This is a genomic window from Wolbachia endosymbiont of Phyllotreta cruciferae (assembly GCF_918697765.1).
Lineage (GTDB): Bacteria > Pseudomonadota > Alphaproteobacteria > Rickettsiales > Anaplasmataceae > Wolbachia > Wolbachia pipientis.
In genome coordinates this window covers 1,710,752-1,731,432 of sequence record NZ_OU953855.1, presented here as the reverse complement: position 1 = coordinate 1,731,432, position 20,681 = coordinate 1,710,752, and the positions used below count along the sequence as shown (strand labels likewise).

At 35.5% G+C, this 20,681-nt stretch carries 20 protein-coding genes, 2 tRNA genes and 2 pseudogenes; 18 read left to right on the top strand and 6 right to left on the bottom strand.

Features of this window, described 5'->3' with window-relative positions; all coding sequences use genetic code 11:
- Window positions 1–48: 48 nt before the first annotated feature.
- A complete protein-coding gene (locus NL281_RS08070; RefSeq protein ID WP_253303315.1) occupies window positions 49–288 on the top strand; it encodes a hypothetical protein in 240 nt (79 codons plus the stop codon).
- Window positions 289–813: 525 nt separating this feature from the next.
- A complete protein-coding gene (locus tag NL281_RS08545) occupies window positions 814–939 on the top strand; it encodes a hypothetical protein (RefSeq protein WP_256469370.1) in 126 nt (41 codons plus the stop codon).
- A gap of 129 nt (window positions 940–1,068) precedes the next feature.
- Here NL281_RS08545 and NL281_RS08065 read toward each other — a convergent pair whose 3' ends face one another.
- Both NL281_RS08065 and NL281_RS08060 read right to left on the bottom strand, forming a co-directional pair.
- Window positions 1,069–2,784 carry an ABC transporter ATP-binding protein gene (locus NL281_RS08065; protein WP_253303314.1) on the bottom strand — a complete coding sequence of 572 codons (1,716 nt, stop codon included), beginning with the start codon at window positions 2,782–2,784 and terminating at the stop codon, window positions 1,069–1,071.
- Window positions 2,785–3,127: 343 nt separating this feature from the next.
- On the bottom strand, window positions 3,128–4,150 hold the full coding sequence (locus tag NL281_RS08060) for an IS110-like element ISWen2 family transposase (protein WP_253303218.1): 1,023 nt from the start codon (window positions 4,148–4,150) through the stop codon (window positions 3,128–3,130).
- 310 nt (window positions 4,151–4,460) lie between these two features.
- Between NL281_RS08060 and NL281_RS08055 the strand changes: the two genes are divergently transcribed.
- The 11 genes and pseudogenes from NL281_RS08055 to sucD all read left to right on the top strand — a co-directional run bounded on the left by NL281_RS08055 (window position 4,461) and on the right by sucD (window position 12,061).
- Window positions 4,461–5,840, top strand: a complete 1,380-nt coding sequence (locus NL281_RS08055) for a hypothetical protein (RefSeq protein WP_253303313.1) — start codon at window positions 4,461–4,463, stop codon at window positions 5,838–5,840.
- A gap of 177 nt (window positions 5,841–6,017) precedes the next feature.
- Window positions 6,018–6,365 (top strand): IS630 transposase-related protein, encoded by a 348-nt coding sequence (locus tag NL281_RS08050; RefSeq protein WP_370273970.1) that lies wholly within the window; start codon window positions 6,018–6,020, stop codon window positions 6,363–6,365.
- 139 nt (window positions 6,366–6,504) lie between these two features.
- Window positions 6,505–7,035: pseudogene (locus NL281_RS08045) on the top strand (helix-turn-helix domain-containing protein); the annotation flags it as partial.
- Between the two features lie 75 nt (window positions 7,036–7,110).
- A complete protein-coding gene (locus tag NL281_RS08040) occupies window positions 7,111–8,199 on the top strand; it encodes an IS481 family transposase (protein ID WP_253303703.1) in 1,089 nt (362 codons plus the stop codon).
- A 22-nt stretch (window positions 8,200–8,221) separates the two neighbouring features.
- A complete protein-coding gene (locus tag NL281_RS08035; protein WP_253303311.1) occupies window positions 8,222–8,446 on the top strand; it encodes a hypothetical protein in 225 nt (74 codons plus the stop codon).
- Window positions 8,447–8,514: 68 nt separating this feature from the next.
- Window positions 8,515–8,586, top strand: a tRNA-Glu gene (locus NL281_RS08030).
- 28 nt (window positions 8,587–8,614) lie between these two features.
- The gene (locus tag NL281_RS08025) at window positions 8,615–9,301 is read left to right on the top strand and encodes a 16S rRNA (uracil(1498)-N(3))-methyltransferase (RefSeq protein WP_006279818.1); all 687 of its coding nucleotides are present in this window, start codon (window positions 8,615–8,617) and stop codon (window positions 9,299–9,301) included.
- A 218-nt stretch (window positions 9,302–9,519) separates the two neighbouring features.
- A tRNA-Pro gene (locus tag NL281_RS08020) sits at window positions 9,520–9,593 on the top strand.
- Window positions 9,594–9,792: 199 nt separating this feature from the next.
- Entirely contained in the window at window positions 9,793–9,993 is a 201-nt protein-coding gene (gene rpsU / locus NL281_RS08015; RefSeq protein ID WP_006279819.1) for a 30S ribosomal protein S21, read from the top strand.
- A 37-nt stretch (window positions 9,994–10,030) separates the two neighbouring features.
- Window positions 10,031–11,182: an ADP-forming succinate--CoA ligase subunit beta gene (sucC, locus tag NL281_RS08010; protein ID WP_006279820.1), complete on the top strand. Its 1,152-nt coding sequence runs from the start codon at window positions 10,031–10,033 to the stop codon at window positions 11,180–11,182.
- A gap of 3 nt (window positions 11,183–11,185) precedes the next feature.
- Window positions 11,186–12,061, top strand: coding sequence for a succinate--CoA ligase subunit alpha (sucD, locus tag NL281_RS08005; RefSeq protein ID WP_253303310.1), 876 nt, complete (start codon window positions 11,186–11,188; stop codon window positions 12,059–12,061).
- Between the two features lie 8 nt (window positions 12,062–12,069).
- On the opposite strand, the gene dapF is transcribed toward sucD, so the two are convergent.
- Together dapF and NL281_RS07995 are read right to left on the bottom strand one after the other, a co-directional pair.
- A complete protein-coding gene (dapF, locus tag NL281_RS08000; protein WP_253303309.1) occupies window positions 12,070–12,858 on the bottom strand; it encodes a diaminopimelate epimerase in 789 nt (262 codons plus the stop codon).
- Complete coding sequence (locus NL281_RS07995; RefSeq protein WP_006279823.1) at window positions 12,839–13,426, bottom strand: nitroreductase family protein; 588 nt, start codon at window positions 13,424–13,426, stop codon at window positions 12,839–12,841. The genes dapF and NL281_RS07995 overlap by 20 nt, the downstream gene beginning before the upstream one ends.
- Window positions 13,427–13,511: 85 nt before the next feature.
- Here NL281_RS07995 and NL281_RS07990 point away from each other — a divergent pair, with 85 nt between their 5' ends.
- The 5 genes and pseudogenes from NL281_RS07990 to NL281_RS07970 all read left to right on the top strand — a co-directional run bounded on the left by NL281_RS07990 (window position 13,512) and on the right by NL281_RS07970 (window position 18,427).
- Window positions 13,512–14,039 (top strand): biotin transporter BioY, encoded by a 528-nt coding sequence (locus tag NL281_RS07990; protein ID WP_253303308.1) that lies wholly within the window; start codon window positions 13,512–13,514, stop codon window positions 14,037–14,039.
- Window positions 14,036–14,425, top strand: coding sequence for a DUF1284 domain-containing protein (locus NL281_RS07985; protein ID WP_006279825.1), 390 nt, complete (start codon window positions 14,036–14,038; stop codon window positions 14,423–14,425). Before NL281_RS07990 ends, NL281_RS07985 begins: the two co-directional genes overlap by 4 nt.
- Window positions 14,426–14,593: 168 nt before the next feature.
- The gene (locus NL281_RS07980) at window positions 14,594–15,469 is read left to right on the top strand and encodes a tetratricopeptide repeat protein (protein ID WP_253303307.1); all 876 of its coding nucleotides are present in this window, start codon (window positions 14,594–14,596) and stop codon (window positions 15,467–15,469) included.
- Between the two features lie 907 nt (window positions 15,470–16,376).
- Window positions 16,377–17,273 (top strand): annotated as a pseudogene (gene ltrA, locus NL281_RS07975) (group II intron reverse transcriptase/maturase).
- A 65-nt stretch (window positions 17,274–17,338) separates the two neighbouring features.
- Window positions 17,339–18,427: an IS481 family transposase gene (locus tag NL281_RS07970; RefSeq protein WP_253303703.1), complete on the top strand. Its 1,089-nt coding sequence runs from the start codon at window positions 17,339–17,341 to the stop codon at window positions 18,425–18,427.
- 10 nt (window positions 18,428–18,437) lie between these two features.
- On the opposite strand, the gene NL281_RS08540 is transcribed toward NL281_RS07970, so the two are convergent.
- Complete coding sequence (locus tag NL281_RS08540) at window positions 18,438–18,569, bottom strand: hypothetical protein (protein WP_256469360.1); 132 nt, start codon at window positions 18,567–18,569, stop codon at window positions 18,438–18,440.
- On the bottom strand, window positions 18,566–20,353 hold the full coding sequence (gene ltrA / locus NL281_RS07965; RefSeq protein WP_253302976.1) for a group II intron reverse transcriptase/maturase: 1,788 nt from the start codon (window positions 20,351–20,353) through the stop codon (window positions 18,566–18,568). The genes NL281_RS08540 and ltrA (NL281_RS07965) overlap by 4 nt, the downstream gene beginning before the upstream one ends.
- Between the last annotated feature and the right edge of the window lie 328 nt (window positions 20,354–20,681).

Here is a 20,681-nt window from a genome sequence, read left to right as displayed (position 1 = left end):
CCTTTTCTATTCTCCTTTAATCCAGAATTCGCGTCATCAGTTATTGGATTGACCGTTGTTACAAGCTTTGAAAGATCAACGATTGTTTTAGATTCAGGTTCAGGCTTAACTTGTGGACAAGGGGGACAAGGGGGACAAGCAGGACAAGCAGGAGCAGGGGGACAAACAGTATCAGGACAAGCAGGACAAGGTGGTATATTTAAATCGAATTCGGGGAGCTGTATATTTAATTCGAGTCCATCATGCCGCGAGTCAAAGCAGTTATGGCAACGTGGGTCAAAGTTATGATGGTACCGTGGGTCAGTTGTGCAAGCTGTGCGCACAGGAGTACATGAATCCATACGTGGATACGAAGAAAAATTGTAAGTCATAAAAATCCTTTAAAAAGCAACTATTAGATTATTATAGGATAAAAAAGTTAATGATTTAATAATTTTAAGGCTAAAATTAGCATATACAAAATCCTTAACTTACAGTACATTTCAAAATACGACTTTAATGTAGCAGGTATTAGAGTTAAAAGTTTTACTATGGTAGAATAATGATAAGATTCCAAGAAGAAGCTGTCAGTAGTCAAATTAGTCGTGTTGCTGAAATAAATTGTAATATATGGTTACTGTGAATAACAATTGCTTATCTTCTCAAACAAAATATGAAACACATGGGTTGAATAACACCCATGTGCTCTTGGAAGCACGTATAGCTAGACGTGCGTTTATGAGTTGTTTAAAAACAATCTTCTAATAAAGAAACCCAAATTCATCACAAGGATTATGACATGTGTCATAATAGTTATAATATGAGTTAAAATGATTGTGGCACGAATTAGTAGCACAAGGTGCGTATGCAGGTGCACAAGCTTGTGCACAGTTCGATACTGGTGCTGGTGAAACTGATGCTGGCGAATTAAAAGCCGTACATGGTAGTTTTGGTAAATGACTATAATTATAAACCATAATGATCCTTTAAAAAATACTATGAGATTATTATAAATTAAAATGATTAAAAATTTAATAATTTTAATTATAAATCTAGCATATCAACTAACGGTATGATTTAAATTTTCTTTCAATTCCACTGTATCTTCGCCAGTTTTGCATATAGCCCGTCTTTACTTATTAGAGAGTCATGAGTGCCTACTTCTTCTACTTTTCCATGATTAATTACTATAATCTTGTCAGTCTTGAGTGCGGTTGATAGCCTGTGTGTAATTACGATCGTTGTTCTGTTTTGCATTAACTTGCTCAATGCTTTTTGCACGAGGTTCTCACTTTTGTAATCAAGGGCGGAGGTTGCTTCATCCAGTATTAAAACCTGAGGGTTTTTGAGTATGGCTCTTGCTATTATAATACGTTGTTTTTGTCCTTCAGAAAGTTTTAACCCTCTTTTTCCTACAAATGTATCAAATTTATCAGGCAGCTTATCAATAAATTCCATCGCATAAGCACCGATAGCTGCTTGCCTTACTTCCTCATATTCAGCACCAGGTTTGCCGTATAGTATATTTTCCATTATTGAGCAAGAAAATATCATGTGATCTTGTGGCACTAAGCCAAACAGCAATCTGAGGTCATTTAGCGCAATTGACTTAATGTTGTGCCCATCGATAGTAATGCTGCCTTTGTTTGGATCATGAAAACGGAGTAGAAGCTTTAAAATGGTGCTTTTACCACTGCCAGATGGTCCAACAATTGATACTGCTTGACCTGCCTCTATAGAAAATGATACGTTATTTAACGCTGGCTTATCAGACTGAGATTCATAAAAAAATGTTACGCCATTAAACGAAATTCCTTTTTGAACACTACAAATTTTTATAGGATCATCGGGATCTACTATAGAGCTTTTCATATTTTTAAATTCAAATAAACGCTCTACTATTCCAAGACCTCGTTGTAAATCACTGATATTATCGCTCAAATTATTTATAGCTCCTGCTGCGAGTGCTGAATAAACCACAAATGAGGAGAGTTCTCCAATAGTTATATTATTGCTTAAGACTTCTTTAATGCCAAAAAAGAGCAAAACAACTAGTGAACCTATCACACACGTGATAACTAGAGTTACTAGAATAGCACGCAAGAGTACTAATTTTACGTATGATTTTGATACTGAGTTTAAATGTTCCTTAAAACGGATTTTTTCGTTTTCCTCGAGTACAAACGATTTGATAGTCACTATAGATCTAAAATTTTCCTCACTAAATGACGCAAGCTCACTTAATTTATCCTGGGCAAAGCGTGCATAGCTACGCACTTTTTTTCCAAGTGAGGTCATGATAATGAGTAGTATAGGTATTATTGCGGCTGCATACGCAGTTAGTTGTACATTTGTATACAATAACATAGCAACACTGCCAATCAGAATCACAAAATTTCGTAATATGGTTAGTAAGCTGCTGTTTATTATTGATTGCAGCACAGAGGTATCAGTAATTAACGCTGAGATAACATCTTGTACGCCTGTGTTCTCAAAGAAACTTGGTTGCAAGTTAGTGATACTGCTATATAAGTCATATCTGATTCTTGCGATAACTTTCTCGCTGCCAATGCCAATGAAATATAACCGAGTAAATGCAGTGAGAGAAATGGCTAAAACTATAAGTATTGCAACTAATAGTTTGGTAGTAAAATCGTGCTCTGTGCCAGAATCAATTATATTGCTTAAGCCTCTGCCAAAGAGGAGGATCGTTAAGGCTGAAAATAAAACTGCAATAAAAGCTATGACAAAATAGGATAGATTAGGCTTTATATAGTAAAATAACTGCCTAATATTAGATCGCATCTTATTTTAAAGTTTCTAAAGTTAAGTATATAGATTTTAGTTTCAGGGGAAAGATTTTAGTTTCAGGGGAAAGATTTTAGTTTCAGGGGAAAGATACCGTCTCACCAGTCAACAAAAAAATTATAAAAATTGCTCAAGTTACATCATAAAATCAAAAAATACTTCTTATTCATATCCTGTGTAGCGGTACACAGATTATAGTTAGTGGATATGTTGATAAGTAAATTAGTTACATATAAAACAGCAGAAATTTACTTATCAACATATCCACTAACCAACAACATTCAATAAATTTGTGTAAGATGCCATTTTACATAAGATGAATTAGAAGCATTTTTTGATTTTAAAGTACTAAACCTTCAGTTAACCTTTTAGCCCTATAGTTCTTGATATGATCTGGATCAAAGGCCTTTTTTGAACTTAAAACACCAAAAACTATATGAAGTAACTTACGCATTGCAGCACCAACTATGGCCATAGCATGCTTGCCTTTCTCTTTTAATCTTTCGCAAGAAGCCATAATGATAGGATTGTGCTTTTTAGCTGCTATAGCAGGAAAGTACATTGCCTTACGTAATGTTCGTGAACCGGTTTTACTTAATCTGGGCTTGGCATGTACGGATGAGCCTGATGTTATATTTTGTGGTATAATTCCAGCATATGCTGCCAATTGCCTAGCATTTATAAAGGCTTTTATACCAGGAATTTCAGCTAAAATAGCTATTGCTGTTTCCTCTCCTATTCCTGGAATAGTTAATAGGAGTTGAAAATCTTCCAACAATTCTTTGTGTTGTTTTAATAGTTCGCGTATGGAGTTTTTTATTGTTTCTATTTTTTGCTCTATGTTCATTGCAAGGTCTTCCCAAGCATTTGCAACTTCTTTAGGCAGCCTCTCTTTTTTTTCTAAATGATTATTTGCTAATGTTAACTCATCCTTTAACGCATTTGAGCAACGATAAAGATGTTTTAATTTTTTCTTTTCAAGAGAAGGTAGTGTCCAACGAGAAGGTTTCTGTCTTTGACAATAATCTGCAATAATCTCTGCATCAGTCTGGTCATTCTTTTGTCGTGTAAGCTTACTTTTTGCATAAAACCTTATGCAAGCTGGGTTTACAACACTAACGAAATATCCAGCGTTGTGGAGGAACTCAGCCAAAGCTTCGCTATAACAACCAGTGGATTCCATGCAAGCTTTTACTTCTTCTATGTTATGTTTTTGTAGAAAGTTCAGCAGACCTTGAAACCCAGTATCATCATTTTTAAATTTCCTTTTCCTAGTTTCACGCTTTCCTTTTTTACTTATGAATGAGAGAGAAACATCAAAACGTTCTTTTGAAACATCTATACCTAAAAAGTTGTTGATCATATATAACTCCATATACTACTATTAAAAATGAAAAGTAAGGCTTACCTTGTGAATACAGAATTAGAACCATTTAGGTTTTTCTACGATACCGTCCAGCCTCTACTTTTGAGAAGGGAATTCTTTTCTTTCCCACAGATTTTATATCTAAGGTATTGCCCAGAGTTTTTCCCTTCTCCATCTAATACTTAAGCTTAAAGCATTAGATGCTTTTTTCAAGATACAAGGTATAGCTGAGTTTGTTATATATACTGACTTGAACAATTATGTAGAACAGCCATTAGGTCTTTTTAAAACATTAATGAATAGAATTTTGGGAAAAAATTTTCCAACCAAGAACAGTAGTATAAGTAATTTTGTAAATGATGAGTTGTCAAGTTTCACTTTAGAAACAGCAGCTAAGTATACAAGAATTTTAAAAAAAATTGATCTCTTGGAACAATTAGAAAAAGATTTCAGAAAAAATAATATTTTAAAAGATTCTTTAAATTTAGAACAAAGTGAAAAGAGTCAAGGAAAAGATAGATCACACGAAGTGAGTTTGGAAGGTAGAAAGCAAAAGGAAGGTACTTTTGAGCTGCGAAAAGAAGAACAGCCGAAAGAAAAATTAGGTGGTAATCGCATGAGGCAAATAAAGCGACCAACAACAGCACCTCCGGCTGCTTCAGATTCGAGGAAGGTACGCTTTAAATCAGAAATATCCTCAGATGGAGAAAGCAAGGCAAAGTCTACATCTTCTTTACTAAAAGGAGCTAATAGTTTTAGTATGCCTGATGCTAAGGAAAATCCTTCTGAGGATTCAGGCTATGAAAGTTCATTAGATCAGGGGTCTGAATATGAAGACATATCAAATTATCAAGAAAAAAAGCAAAAGGAAAATCCTTTATATGAGCAGAGAGAAGATTCAGGCTATGGAAGTTCATTAAATGAAGAGTCTGTATACAAAGAGATATCAAATTATCAAGAGAAGAAGAGTAAAATTTTAATAGAAAATTCGCAGAGTTCAAAATCGCCCAAAGAAGAGCCAATTTATGCAACAGTTCCTAAAGAACATATAGAAGCAAAAAGAGAACGTAAGCAGAAACAACAACCTCAATCCCTCGTACCACCAAAACCACCGCAAGTGCCAAAAAAAATGTTTACTACTGGTCAAGAAGTTAGACAAGAATCGAAAGTGGTAATCAAAGATAAACCTGCAGTACTGCCAAAGCCTAAAAATCTAAGCCGTGCTAATCAAAAAGTAAGCACAGAGCCAAAAGTAGTAGGAGTAATTCTTAAAAAATCAGCTGAAAGAGTACCACTAAAATCTGAAAATCAAGACAATAGGAAATCAGCACAAAAAGCTGCTGGTAAGGCGATACCAAAAGTAGCAGCAGCTACTATGAAAGGAGGAGCTAATCGCGAGATGGGCAGTAAAGTAAAGGCATTAAAAGAAAAATTTGAGCAAAATCAAGCAAAAGGAAATGCTAATGTACAGCTTGCTGAAAGCAAAACCACTCCAGCAGCACAAGCGGATATCGGTGTGAAGAAAAAACAATCTCATTCATTTCTAACAGAGAATAAAAGATCTGCAACGAAACACGTAACAGCAAAATCTGATCCAAAATCTCATGTCAGCAAAAATTCCCTTCTCACGCATGCAAATGTAAAGGAAATGGTTGCACAAATTGAGAAAGGAAAAGGAGGAAGATAGTAACATTTGGGAAAAAAACATATGTGTCAAGTCAAGAGATTGTGAGCAAATTTAGGAAATTATAGCTAAACTGACTTAGATTTACCGACAATTTGAAAAACCGTCATTCCGCTAACTATAGTATTTTCGAAAGCGAATGATAAAGGTATAATATGTTTTTTTAAAGTAGGGAAAGCGATGGTATATAGTGTAGATTTAAGGGAAAAAGCAGTGTCTTTGGTAGAAAAAGGAAAGTCAAAGGTTGAAGTTGCAGAGGTTTTTGAGATAGGGATAGCAACACTATATAGATGGCTAAAAAAGAAAGCTACTGGCCAAGGTCTCAAAGCGGTAAAAAGTACTGGTTTTATTCGAAAAATAGATCCAGAAATACTCAAAAAATATGTCAAAAAACACCCAGATCACACACTAGCAGAAATGAAACAAAACCTTGGCTTTGGGATAAGTGCAATTTGGTATAGATTAAGACAGCTAAAAATAACCTTTAAAAAAAGTCACATTCTATCAAGAGCGCAATCAAGAAGATAGGCAGCAATTTATCGATAAAGTCTCAAAAATAGACCACTGTAGCATTTTATATATAGATGAAGCAGGTGTATTAAACAAGACTTGATCTGACACTTTAAAAAAGTAAGTTATAAAATAATAAAAGAAAGGAGTGTTAGAAATGAGTACAATACAAACAAAAATACTAAAACCAAAGCTAGGGTTATTAGAACTAGCAAAACAACTAGGAAATGTATCTCAAGCATGCAAAGTGATGGGATACTCAAGAGATACATTTTATCGATTCAAAGAGTTGTACGAAAATGGAGGAGAAGAAGCATTACATGAGATAAGTAAGAAAAAACCTCTATTAGCGAATAGAGTTTCCGACGATATAGAAAGAGCAGCGATTGGTATAGCAACAGAATTTCCAGCATATGGGCAAGAAAGAGCTGCAAATGAACTGAGAAAAAGAGGTATAATAATTTCTCAGGGAGGAGTGAGATCTATATGGCTGAGAAATGATCTTGAAACTTTCAAGAAAAGACTTAAAGCACTGGAAGCAAAAGTAGCTCAAGATGGAATTATATTAACCGAAGAGCAACTTGCAGCTTTAGAAAAAGTTAAAGAACAAAGAGAAGCACATGGTGAAATTGACACCGAACATTCAGGTTATTTGGGTTCTCAAGATACCTATTATGTAGGTAATATAAATGTATTAAACAAGACTTGATCTGACACTTTAAAAAAGTAAGTTATAAAATAATAAAAGAAAGGAGTGTTAGAAATGAGTACAATACAAACAAAAATACTAAAACCAAAGCTAGGGTTATTAGAACTAGCAAAACAACTAGGAAATGTATCTCAAGCATGCAAAGTGATGGGATACTCAAGAGATACATTTTATCGATTCAAAGAGTTGTACGAAAATGGAGGAGAAGAAGCATTACATGAGATAAGTAAGAAAAAACCTCTATTAGCGAATAGAGTTTCCGACGATATAGAAAGAGCAGCGATTGGTATAGCAACAGAATTTCCAGCATATGGGCAAGAAAGAGCTGCAAATGAACTGAGAAAAAGAGGTATAATAATTTCTCAGGGAGGAGTGAGATCTATATGGCTGAGAAATGATCTTGAAACTTTCAAGAAAAGACTTAAAGCACTGGAAGCAAAAGTAGCTCAAGATGGAATTATATTAACCGAAGAGCAACTTGCAGCTTTAGAAAAAGTTAAAGAACAAAGAGAAGCACATGGTGAAATTGACACCGAACATTCAGGTTATTTGGGTTCTCAAGATACCTATTATGTAGGTAATATAAAAGGTATAGGAAGAATCTACCAGCAGACCTTCATTGATACTTATTCTCGAGTAGCATTTGCCAAGCTTTATACAGACAAAACGGCTATTACTGCTGCTGACTTGCTGAATGATAGAGTGATACCATTTTTTGATGAGCAAAATGTGCCATTATTGCGTATCCTTACAGACCGAGGAACAGAGTATTGTGGTAAGCCTGAAAATCACGCTTATCAGCTTTATTTGGGAATCGAAAATATCGATCATTCTAGGACCAAAGCCAATTCTCCACAGACTAATGGCATATGTGAAAGGTTTCATAGAACTATGCAAGATGAGTGTTACAATATTATCTTCAGAAAGAAAATCTACAATTCTTTGGAAGGTCTACAGATTGATGTTGATTATTGGTTGCGTTCTTACAATGAAACAAGACCGCATTCAGGTAAATATTGCTATGGTAAGACGCCTATGCAGACTTTTCTTGATAGCAAACATGTTGCTTTTCAGAAAAATATTAGTAGCATTACACAAGAGACTGATATTAGTTTTGACTACCTCAATTCTTCTGTCAGTTAATTCTTGTCTGTCAGATTAAGTCTTGTCTTTTACAGATCAAAAAATTAAGACCAAGGCTGGCTTTAGTGTAGAAGAAATAAGGCAGAAATATGAGCGTAGAGATTCTGGCTACGATTCTGGCTATGATTCCGATACAAAAGTTGAACAACAATTAGAATTAGCTCCTAAATCTGAGATAGGTTCAGTGAGTATTGAGCATGGAGTAATAGGAGGCTGTCGATATAAGATTACTGATATATCCCTCTAACTATGTGATTCAAAATAATTGAATTGACTTTATATATGTAATCGATATAACCTAGTTAGATTCAAGTTGACTCTTTCGTCTAGTGGTTAGGACACCACCCTTTCACGGTGGTAACACGGGTTCAAATCCCGTAAGAGTCACTCAAGTAGAATATAATTAAAGTTTTGAATGGGAAAAATTAGGCTCTATGTTGAAGAAGCTTTATCACAAGGCGTGAGTTTAGCACTTAATCCACAACAAAGTCACTATATTTGCAATGTAATGCGGCTTAAGAAGTATGATAATCTCTCTCTTTTTAATGGAAAAGATGGAGAATGGTTAGGAGAAGTAGTTAATATATCGCGTAAATTGACAGAAGTTACACCCAAAGAATGCACTAAACAACAGCAATATGAGGAAAATTTATACCTGTATTGTGCCATGGTAAAAAGTGCTGCTTTGAACAACATAGTAAGACAGGCAACTGAAATGGGAGTAATCTGCATTCAATTTATTTCAACAGAACGTACAGTGGTAAAAAATATTAACCTAAGTAGAGCAAAATTACAAGCAATCGAAGCAGCGGAACAATCAGGTAGGATAAGTATACCAGAGATTTTGCCTCCTATTAACTTTTGTGAGTTACCTGATTCCCAAAGTAAAAATTTTGTTTTGTGTGATGAAACAGGTAAAGCTGACAAAGTGCTGAAAGGCAAAAAAAATGTTGCTATTATTGTTGGTCCTGAAGGTGGTTTTTCATCTTATGAACTTGATCTTGCCGATAAGTTTTGTCAAAAATTGAGTCTAGGAAAAAGAATTTTAAGGGTCGATACTGCTGTAGTTGCTGCACTCACTTTCACCAATTGGTGTAGCTAGATTTTTAAATATGGCTAAGGTTTGGGTCATAAAGAAATCTGGTTCAGTGTTGCGCGCACAAAAACCCTGTAGACTTTCTACGAAGCAGTCTGTTGTTAAAGAGGAGCTAATAAAAAACATATTCTAAGATAATATTAAATCTCATATTATATTTTTTCTAAAGTAAACAAATGAATCTTGCATTTTGCCTGAGTTATTGATACTCTGAGTAAAGAAGTCGGGGCGTAGCGCAGCCTGGTAGCGCATTTGGTTTGGGACCAAAGGGTCGGGAGTTCAAATCTCTCCGCCCCGATGTTAGTATAATTGTAAGAACGCTGTAACATAAGAGCAATCTCCATCAGTAAGCAAGTAGCTGACACTGGAATGACATTATTTACCATGTAAATTATGGCATATTACATTTTAACGCTCAAGTTTATAAAATAATTGACAATGTTAATTTTCTAATTTATAAATAGATTTTGGAATGATTACCGAAGGAGGTATAGAGTTTGATAGAAGTATCAGTCCATTATGGTGATGTAGACAGAGCTCTTCCAGTATTGAAAAAAACAATTCAAAAGGAAGGAAGAGGGTTGAAAATGAAAAAACAATATCATGAAAAAAAATCAGAAAAAAGAGCTAAAAAGAAAGCTGAAGCTAAAAAAAAGAGGTACCAACAAGAGTGCAGAAGGCAACGTTATGGTTGGTAGTTTGTACTCAAGTTAATAGTTTATCATTGGTTATTTTATGAATATTCACGAATATCAAGCGAAAGAAGTTTTGCATAAATTTAATGTCCCAGTGCCAAAAGGTTTTGTTGCTACATCTGCAGAAGAAGTAAAGACTCAAGTAAGTCAATTAAAATCTGACGTGTTTGTAGTTAAAGCTCAAATTCATGCAGGTGGTAGGGGTAAAGCCGGTGGCGTAAAGCTAGCAAAGTCAGTTGAAGAAGCTCAACAGTTTGTAAAGGACATGATTGGTATGACTTTAGTTACTCATCAAACAGGGCCAAGCGGGCAGCAAGTAAGAAAAGTGTACGTTGAAGAAGGCTCAAGCATTAAGAAAGAGTATTATTTAAGCCTGGTAATCGACCCGAAGCTCAGTAGGCCAATATTCATATTTTCCTCAGAAGGTGGAATGGACATCGAAGAAGTGGCAAAAAATTCTCCTGCAAAAATTGTGAAATTTGATATTGATCCTGCTACAAGTTTTGATAGCAGCAAGTTAAGCAGCAGTTTTCATTTGAGTCCAGAACAAATAGAAAAGATATCGAACATTGCAAAAAAAATATATGATGCGTTTATTGCAACTGATGCGAGCCAAATTGAAATTAATCCACTGGTTGAAACAAATTCTGGAGATTTTATTGCGCTCGATGCAAAAATTAATTTCGATGATAATGCTTTATATCGTCACCCAGAAATTATGGAACTTCGTGATTATGATGAGGAAGTGAAAGAAGAGATAGAGGCTTCAAAGTATGGGCTCAGTTACATCAAAATGGATGGCAGTATTGGTTGCATGGTAAATGGTGCAGGTCTTGCTATGGCAACAATGGATATAATAAAATACTACGGAGCAGAGCCTGCTAACTTTTTGGATGTTGGTGGTGGAGCGAGTAAAGAAACTGTAACTGAAGCATTTAAAATCATATTGTCTGATAGCAACGTAAAAGGAATTCTGGTTAACATATTTGGTGGTATAATGCGTTGCGATATTATCGCAAGTGGAATTGTTGCGGCTGCAAAAGAAATGAGCATTAAAGTTCCTCTAGTGGTTAGATTATCAGGTACTAATTTTGAAGAAGGAAAAAAAATTTTAGAAGAGTCAGGATTAAATATTATTGCTGCAGATGAGCTAGATGAAGCTGCGCAAAAGATAGTAAAAGAGGTAAAATAAAGCATGTCCGTTTTAGTAAACAAAGATACAAGATTAATATGCCAGGGTTTTACTGGTGCACAAGGCACATTTCATTCAGAGCAAGCAATTGATTACGGAACGAAAATGGTGGGAGGTGTAACTCCTGGAAAGGGTGGGAGCACTCACCTTAATTTACCGGTTTTTAATACTGTAGCAGAAGCCAAAGAAAAAACCGGTGCAAATGCTACAGTTATATATGTACCTGCTAAATTTGCTGCTGCTGCAATACTTGAAGCAATAGATGCAAAAATAGAATTGATAATTTGTATTACAGAGGGCATTCCTATACTTGATATGGTGAAAGTTAAGCGTGCGCTTATCGGCTCAAAAAGTCGATTGATTGGTCCCAACTGCCCGGGAATTATTACACCTGAAGAATGCAAAATAGGAATTATGCCTGGCCATATCCATAAGCGTGGACACATAGGAATTATGTCTCGCTCCGGAACTTTAACTTACGAGGCAGTAGCACAAACAACCGCTGTTGGTCTTGGTCAATCCACATGTATCGGAATTGGGGGAGATCCAGTTCATGGTATAACATTTGTTGACTGTATGGAGCTCTTTTTAAAAGATGACGATACTCATGGTATTGTAGTTATTGGTGAAATAGGTGGAAACGAAGAAGAAGATGTATCACATTTTGTAAAAACAGAAAAAACTAAAAAGCCAATCGTTGGTTTTGTAGCAGGCCAAACGGCACCTCCAGGAAGACGTATGGGACACGCTGGAGCAATCATCTCTTCCAGCGGTGGAAGTGCTGGTGCAAAACTAGAAGTTATGCGGAGCGCTGGAATTGCAATTGCTGAAACCCCTGCAGTAATTGGTAAGAAGGTATTGGAAGTAATGCATCACTAGAATTAGGGTCACAAAAACCCTATATCACCGGTCATGAATACGTTATTTGCCCATTCGATTAATAACTTGCCTCCTGGTAAATTTACTGAAGTCTGTTGGGCAACCAGATATCCACGTAGTGTGGATGCAACAAGTGCTGCACAGGCTGCACTACCGCATGATGCAGTAATGCCTGTACCTCTTTCCCAAACTCTTAAAGCTATTTCTCCAGACTTTTCAACTTGTGCAATACTAACATTAATTTTCCGAGGAAATAATGCGTGATTTTCTAGCTTTGGTCCTAAATTTCGCAATGGTATTTCACTTATGTTATCAACAAAAAAAACTATGTGAGGATTGCCAATATTTACTGCAACAGGATCTTTTAGCATTTCAAGCTCTATAGGTAAGTGAAGAGTGTCACACTCAGTAGACAAGGGAATTTCATGCCATTTTAGCAAAGGTTTACCCATGTTAACCTTTATGGATTTATCACCCACTTTAAAACACTCTAAAATGCGTTTGCTTGTTAGCTCAATAATGGAGTATTCAGCACCTTTTTCTGACATTAGCAAATATCCAACACAGCGTGCTGCGTTTCCGCACATTTCAGCTCGACTGCCATCAGCATTATAGATATGCATAAAACAGTCTGCAGCATTAGACATTGTTATAATTATCACTTGATCACAACTGCTTTGATCAGCAATTTGTCTATGGTTCCAGTCTAAATTGTTTGTTGAACGTGAGTCTATGATAACGAAATTGTTACCAGTGCCGTGCATTTTGATAAAATTTTCAGAATTTTGGCCACTCATCATAAAAAAATATTTCTTCTATTGGTCTTCTTTTCTTCTTACTTGTTTCAGCACCCTCTTCTTCGTAACCAACCGCTATCACTGACATTACGTTAAAGTCATTGGGTATATTGAACTCTTTCACTATTTTATCTCTATCAAATCCACCCATTTGATGGGCCATTAAGTTCATAACTGCAGCTTGTAACATAAGTCCATAATTTGCTGCACCAGTATCATGATTAGCCCAAAGATTTTCTCCTTTACCTTGTTTACGGAAGTTTTTAGCACTTAAAGATATGATTAACACTTGTGCATCTTTTGCCCATTTTTGATTAGATTCATCAAGGCAATTTAGCAGCTTTTCCCATGCGCTTTGATTGTTCTGTTTGTTGCATATTACGTATCTCCAGGGTTCATCACCAAAACATGAGGGAGTCAGCCTTACAGCTTCCATTAAAATATCCATGTCTTCCTGAGATATTGCTCTTGTAGGATCGTATGAACGTCCGCTGTGTCTTGCTTTCATCAACGATAATAGATCTTGTTTACTCATCATTTTTAATTTAATAGTGCATAAATAATTCATTGTAGCACAATATAAGCAAAATTTAAATTGCAAAACCTCTCATACACATATATTACATTTAATAAGTTATTTTTATTGGGAAGGTATGTTTATAACACAATCTAGCAGCAGATCAACACTGGCTGAAATATTGTCTTGCGTTTTACTTTTATTCTTGATGGCTCAAATAAGTATACCATTGCAGCCTGTGCCTATCACATTGCAAACTTTAGGAGTAATGCTTATTGGGCTTAAATTTAACCGCAGAACAGCATTCTATTCTGTGCTTACATATCTATCACTTGGTGCAGCAGGATTGCCTGTTCTTGCGAATTTTTCTGGTGGTTATCACGCTCTTCTTGGACCAACCGGTGGATATTTAATTGGCTGTTTAGCTGCTGTTATGGTAATGAGCAAAGTAAATGAATTACTGAACTCTAAATATAAATCATTTGTGTGTAATTCTTTAAGTTGTCTGGCTGGTACAGTTATAATCTTTATTTGTGGTGTTAGTTGGCTTGCTGTTTACTTGGGTCTGGGACAAGCAATAATGGTGGGTGTTTTACCATTTATCCTTCCTGGTTTGGTAAAAATTTTTCTACTTGTAGCAGCTTTGCAATATTTGAAAAAATGATAAAATTCCGCCCTCATCATTTCATGTGCACCCTCGCGTTTCGGGGATATGGGTATTCTCAGGGTTTTGTAGAAAATTATAAAAGGATAGCAAGCAAAGTAATTAGTACTCAAATCGAAGTAGTTGGTAACCTTGATAATATCTGTAGTGCTTGTCCAAATCAGACTAAACAAGGTAAATGCACCACACAAGCTAAAGTTTTAGAGCTAGATAGAAGGCATATGGAAATTTTAGGAATTAAAATTGGCGAGACTTTAACTTGGAATGAGGCAGTAAAAAAGATTAGGGAGAAAATGTCTTTAAAGAAATTCGAGTACGCATGTGAGGGGTGCAACTGGCAGCCATATGGAATATGTAAAAATGCCCTTTTAAATCTACAAAGGTAGTTGATAAAATGTTAAGATAAATTGAAGCATTTTTGTGGAAATAAAGCGAAATATGGAAGACAAAAGATAAATGCATTCTGAAAAGCTACACAGCATGTTCGTCCCGCTAATTAATAATATCTTTATTATTGTATGAGATAGGTAATTTAGCATTTATGAATTTGTAATGTGTTACGCATAGCTCAAAGAAATAAGGTTTACTGGTTACACGCTGCAGCCAATGCCACAACACTAGGACCTATGTTTATCTGCATGTTAATTTGCGTTGTGATTTTATGGAGGTCTTCTGTTACCTATGCTAGTGAAAATTTGGAGATACAAAAGGCCTTCGATAGTGTTGTCAAGCATATAAAAGCTGATAAAAAATATAAAGATCTTGATGTTATTGAGAGAAAAAGTGACAAATTTAATATCAAAATTTCGCAGAATTCTGGCAAGAATTTTGACATATACTCTACTTTAAAAAAAGCAAAAGATTCCTTTGAATCAGGAGATAATGAAGCAGCTATTTCTCTCCTTAATCAGATTATCGCAAAGTTTCCTTATCATAAAAATGCTTTAATTGGATTGGGAAATATTTATTACGCTAATAAAGAATACAAAAAAGCTGTAGAGATTTACACAAGACTGTTAAAAGAACACCCTAGTAACCCTTACATATTAAAAAATTTTCTGACGATAATCTCACAATATGATCCTGATCTGGCGTTGAGTGAAATGTTAAAATTGTATGATATACATAAAAATTATGCTCCTTTATTAGCAAATTTAGGTCTGATCTATATGAAAAAGGAGGATTATGTAAAAGGTAAAGAGTATATGATAACTGCTATTTCCCTCGATGAAAACAATATTTTTTATACTTATAATTTAGCTGTTATTCTAGATAAACTTTCAGATTTTCAAAATGCTACAATATTCTACTTAAAGTTGTTAAACATGGCTACAACTTCGAAAGATGTGAGTGAAAAAATACCTTTATACAAAGTGACAGCAAGACTAAAATTTATAAAACTTCACAGCACGCACCCAAAGATTTCATAAAAGCTTATAGCTTACCTAAAGCTAATTTATCGTATCTGTTCAAGCAATGGCGTCAACTTAAGGAAAAATATCAGCGATAGTGTATAAAATTTCTCTCTAAATTTTTTATCATTAAATTATCCAAAGAGTGCAATAAACAGCACTTTTGTTTCTATTTTATTTCAACAAAGAAGTTTAAAATGTGTCCTTTTTAGGTGAAACATGCGTGCGCCAAGCAAAGTGCGTAAAGTCCAGTTGGTGAAAATCCAACCCAGGCAAAGCCTAGCCAGCAGGCTGGAACAAACCACTATGCTGCGTAAGGTAACGAGCGTAGTAAAGCTAGTGGAATGGACAACACAGGGTACAACGAAAGTGAAGGTATTGAGTCCCGAAATTCTCGATGTCATAGAGGTCGACACGTTGCATATAGTGGAAGACAGCAAGAAGGGTAACAATAGGGCAAGTTATCACTCACTCTATCGGGATCTGAGGCCGTATCACGTGTTGAGATGGAGTTTACGTAAACTTGGGAGATCCTTTGTATTCCTATTAAGGTACGTTGGAACAAGTCAACAAAGGCGAGTACTGACGGAAGATATAAAGGAAGTCGGACTGATTGATAGTACTCAGAGTGTGGGAAAGCCACATACAAGGGGAAGCGGTCAGCAATATAGTGACTGGTTTAGGAATTGCTATGCCAATACAACGGAGGTTGGAATAACGTGCAAAGAAAACTAAATCAGATAGCAGTAAGAGCCAGGCAAGATAAACGATTGAAATTTAATCGTTAATTCATCTGATAAACGCAGAGAATCTTGCTGAATGTTATAAAGAGCTAAAGCATAACAAAGCATGCGGTATAGACCAGGTGACAGTAGAAGCTTATGGAGAAAATCTTGAAGAGAAGCTCAACACTCTGGTGGATAGTATGAAAAGAAAGCGATATCAACCGCAACCAGTGAAAAGAGTATATATACCAAAAGCTGGAAGCAAAGAGAAACGCGGGCTTGGAGTACCGTCTACAGAAGATAAGTTAGTCCAGATAATGCTGAAGAAGATATTAGAAAATATTTATGAAGCTAACTTTCTGGATAACTCATATGGTTTTCGTCCTGGTAGAAGCTGTCATCAAGCGGTAAATGCACTAAATAAAGCAGTTATGTACAGACCAACTAACTATGTAGTAGAAGTTGATATCAAGAAATTCTTTGATAATGTCCAGCACAAATGGCTAATGAGATGCTTGAGAGAACGGATAACAGACCCAAACATACTGTGGTTAGTAAAACGATTTCTTAAGGCAGGAGTAGTCGAAGCAGGACATTATGAAGCAACTGAACTAGGCACACCTCAGGGGGGAATAGTAAGTCCTATACTAGCTAATATATAGTTGCATTATGTGCTGGATTTGTGGTTTGAAAAGAAATTCAAGCTAAGATCTAAAGGTTATATGGAGCTAGTTAGGTATGCAGACGATCACCTGATTTGCTGCGAAAGAGAAAAAGATGCTAGAGAACTCTTAGAGTCACTGAAACAAAGGCTAGGAAAATTTGGACTGGAAATATCTGAAGACAAAACAAGAATAGTAAAGTTTGGCAAAAAGGAGTGGCAACAAGGAATAAGGGAGAAACGAAAAACGGAAAGTTTCAACTTTCTAGGATTCACCCATTATGGTACAAGGAGTCGTAAAGGTAGAGTAATGGTAGGTCATAAAACCTCGAAAGAAAATCTATCTAGAAAACTTAAAGAAATCAAAGAATGGGTGAAAAAGATTCGAAATAAAGTTCACCTTAAAGATTGGTGGTCAATACTTAAAGTGTATTAAACAAGACTTGATCTGACACTTTAAAAAAGTAAGTTATAAAATAATAAAAGAAAGGAGTGTTAGAAATGAGTACAATACAAACAAAAATACTAAAACCAAAGCTAGGGTTATTAGAACTAGCAAAACAACTAGGAAATGTATCTCAAGCATGCAAAGTGATGGGATACTCAAGAGATACATTTTATCGATTCAAAGAGTTGTACGAAAATGGAGGAGAAGAAGCATTACATGAGATAAGTAAGAAAAAACCTCTATTAGCGAATAGAGTTTCCGACGATATAGAAAGAGCAGCGATTGGTATAGCAACAGAATTTCCAGCATATGGGCAAGAAAGAGCTGCAAATGAACTGAGAAAAAGAGGTATAATAATTTCTCAGGGAGGAGTGAGATCTATATGGCTGAGAAATGATCTTGAAACTTTCAAGAAAAGACTTAAAGCACTGGAAGCAAAAGTAGCTCAAGATGGAATTATATTAACCGAAGAGCAACTTGCAGCTTTAGAAAAAGTTAAAGAACAAAGAGAAGCACATGGTGAAATTGACACCGAACATTCAGGTTATTTGGGTTCTCAAGATACCTATTATGTAGGTAATATAAAAGGTATAGGAAGAATCTACCAGCAGACCTTCATTGATACTTATTCTCGAGTAGCATTTGCCAAGCTTTATACAGACAAAACGGCTATTACTGCTGCTGACTTGCTGAATGATAGAGTGATACCATTTTTTGATGAGCAAAATGTGCCATTATTGCGTATCCTTACAGACCGAGGAACAGAGTATTGTGGTAAGCCTGAAAATCACGCTTATCAGCTTTATTTGGGAATCGAAAATATCGATCATTCTAGGACCAAAGCCAATTCTCCACAGACTAATGGCATATGTGAAAGGTTTCATAGAACTATGCAAGATGAGTGTTACAATATTATCTTCAGAAAGAAAATCTACAATTCTTTGGAAGGTCTACAGATTGATGTTGATTATTGGTTGCGTTCTTACAATGAAACAAGACCGCATTCAGGTAAATATTGCTATGGTAAGACGCCTATGCAGACTTTTCTTGATAGCAAACATGTTGCTTTTCAGAAAAATATTAGTAGCATTACACAAGAGACTGATATTAGTTTTGACTACCTCAATTCTTCTGTCAGTTAATTCTTGTCTGTCAGATTAAGTCTTGTCTTTTACAACTAATTTGTTGTCTAAGTGAAGAAGGTCGCCCTTCCTCACTCGACTGCAAAACCGTACGTGAGACTTTGCGCCTCATACGGCTTCTCTCTAATTTGGTGCTTTTCATGCACACCTCCTGTGTAATTCATCGTGACAATGTCCATGTAACAAAGATAAGTTTGTGATCATATTGTTTCGTCTATTCCGGTCTTTGTGATGTATTTCTATTGTATCATCACTTTTAAACCATAGTCTACAATTATCGCATTTACTTTGTTGCAACCTCAATAATTTTATTACTCCTAGTGGCTTATCTGGTATTTTTCTCAGACGTTTACCCCAATATACCCAATCACCATCATATGGGGATCTGGTTTTTTGCACTTTGATATGTCGTTTAATAACATGATCGCTGTGTATAGTAAGACGTACCTTGTTACTTGTCATAAAGCGCCAGTTTTCGTTATTATACTTCTTAAAGTACTTTCTTTTTATCCAGCATCTCCCTTTGTTTGGGTGCCTAAAAACTGCCCACTTCCAGAGTTTTCTATGCATAATATTATCCAATGAGCTAAAGATTTTACATGAAACTACCGAGGAGTAATATTGACTCCATCCTCTGTTTATTGGATTGAGATCCTTTATCACACGTTCTTGTGGTGCTCCACGCATTTCTCTGAGTTTATGTTTAATAGCTAGTGTATGCTGTTTTATAGAATTACGACTTGGTTTGATTAATAACTTGTAACCTTTCTTACTTTCTTTTATTGGATATTGTCTTATTGAAAATCCAAGAAAATCAAATCCTGGTTTTGTTTCGTCAATGGTTCTTAATGTATGAGAAACTCTTGTTTTAGAGGGCTTTAATTTTAGTCCAATGGTTTCTAACCATTCTTCAACTAAAATTTTTGCTTTAAGAATAATCTCTTCGTTTTCATGTATGATGACAAAATCATCACAGTAGAAAATTACACTAATAGACTTTTGCGCGTTTCTATGCGATATCCTACCATATTTTCTTTTCATGCATTGAAAGAGTTCGTTTGTTAATGCTTTTTTGACATGTTGCTCTAATCCGTGTAATGCAACACAAGCTAGCAACGGTGAGATCGTCCCTCCTTGAATTGTACCACGTTTTGTGGATTGAAGCTTTCCATCTTCCATAACACCAGCTCCTAACCATCCTTTTATGATTTTCTTTAATGTTGGTGTGGTATTGAGCTTTTCAAGCAATTTATTATGGTTAATATTGTCAAAGCATCCAGAAATATCAGCATCTAATACATATGCTGTTTTCTGTTTTAGCACATCAAATATGGCTTCAATTGCATCATGACATGATCTACCAGGTCTAAAACCATAAGTGTTTGGCTCAAGTTTTGCCTCCCATTCTGGTTCTAAAGCCATTTTTACAAGTGTTTGTTTTGCTCGACACGATATAGTGGGTATACCAAGTGGGCGATGCTCCGATGGCTTACCAGATTTTGGAATCCAGACACGTCTTGATGGCTTTGCTTTTTCTTTTATATCTAAAGAATATGATAGTTGTAATCTTTCTTTTTGATTAAGGTTAGCTTTTCCATCAATACCTGCAGTCTTCTTCCCCCTATTGTCCTGTGTTACTTTCTTAACAGCGAGTGTTTTTGCACTTGTTGATTTGAGTAATAATCTCTGAAGATTATGCATCTTTTTGATATCATTACATTTAGAAGCTTGGTAAATTCGTTTTTGTAGCTTAAATGAAGATTTCTTTAGCTTGCGCCAAGGAATTCCATTCCATTCATACCTAACTTTTTGCTGGTCCATAACATATTCACTACTATTCACCACTTTACCTTCCAAATTAAAGTGTTTACGTCTGCATATCCCAGATATTACTTTGGGCATTAGCTTCTTAAACAATCCTTCCACATAGTAGCTTGTGGCTGGCTACTTACTTATATTTTAATGAATATAAGAGCTTCTATGTGGTTACTCTGTTCCATGGCTTCGTTTCACGTTAAACTTAGATTCCTACTATTTGCCGGAAGCTTGGAACATCAATAACTAAAGTCTTCAATCTTTAGTTCCCTTTTTGCTTCGTACCATTTTGGTCTATGCGTAGTTCAATCTCTTTTCGCATATTATGCTTTGACGACAATTCAAACATAGGTTTCTCTCGTAATCATATCTAACTCTGTTTGCAGGGATTCACCACGAGATTTAGTGTTACCTGCTTTTATCTCATGCTTGCATCCCA